The 926-nt window shown below is 75.1% G+C and carries 1 protein-coding gene; it reads left to right on the forward strand.

Annotated elements, in window-relative coordinates; genetic code table 11:
• Nucleotides 1-55 precede the first annotated feature (55 nt).
• Nucleotides 56-787 carry an SDR family NAD(P)-dependent oxidoreductase gene (locus AC5LUJ_RS07225; RefSeq protein ID WP_493464671.1) on the forward strand — a complete coding sequence of 244 codons (732 nt, stop codon included), beginning with the start codon at nucleotides 56-58 and terminating at the stop codon, nucleotides 785-787.
• Nucleotides 788-926: the final 139 nt, after the last annotated feature.

A 926-nucleotide genomic window follows, 5' to 3' on the forward strand; every position in this document is an offset into this window, starting at 1 on the left:
CTCGCGGCACGTTGGGCCGTTATGAGCTCGTGGCCCGCTGGGCCACTATGGGCGCATGCAGCAGGAGCGCGCCGACCCGCGCCGGGAGCGGGCGCTTGTCGTTGTCGGGCCGGGGCAGGCGTTCGGCGTCCAGCTCCTGCGCCGGTTCGCCCGGGAGGGCTTCGGGCTCGCGGTGATCGCCCGGTCGGCCGACACGGTCCACCGGGTGACGGCCGGCCTCGCCCGGGACGGGATCGCCGTCAGTGGCGAGGTTGCGGACGTCACCGAGCCGGGCGCGGTGGCCACGGCGCTGGACAAGCTCGCCGACGAGCTCGGCGGCCTGACCGCCGTGGTCTACAACGCCAAGCTGAGCATCCGGGGCACCGCCCTGTCGGTGTCGGCGGACACGGTCAACCAGACCCTCGCGGTCAACGTCACCGGGGCGCTGACCGTCGTCCAGGCCGCGGTGACGCTGCTGGCCGAGCGTCCCGGGGCGTGTGTGCTGCTGACCGCGGCCGGGCCGCGGACCGAGCCGGCCGCCGGCCGGTTCGCCCTCGCGATCGGCAAGGCGGGGCTGCTCGCGCTCGGGACGTCGCTGGAGCCGGTGCTGCGCGCCCGCGGTATCCGGCTGCGGACCGTGGTGCTCGACGCCCGGGTGGCCCCCGACGGCCGGCTCTCCCCGGACGCGGTGGCCGAGCATTTCTGGAACGCCTACACCGCCGCCCGCGGATCGGTCTTCCGGCTGGGCCCGCCCAGCGTCACCGAGCGGGTGCCGCACCTGTTCGGGGACGGGCACTTTCCCGGGTGATCTGACCCATGCCGTGCCGGGATCCGCCATCCATGCGACCATCCTGACCGTGAGCACTGGACACGACGACGACCCGGACGTGGGCAGCGAGCCCGTGGATTCGACCCGGCGCCTCCCACCGTCCGGTGCCGCTGCCGGC

It is taken from the genome of Protofrankia sp. CiP1_Cm_nod3 (assembly GCF_982290655.1).

Coding starts and splice junctions, on each gene's coding strand:
- AC5LUJ_RS07225 (WP_493464671.1), top strand. CDS start 56: ATGCAGCAGGAGCGCGCCGACCCGCGCCGGGAGCGGGCGCTTGTCGTT.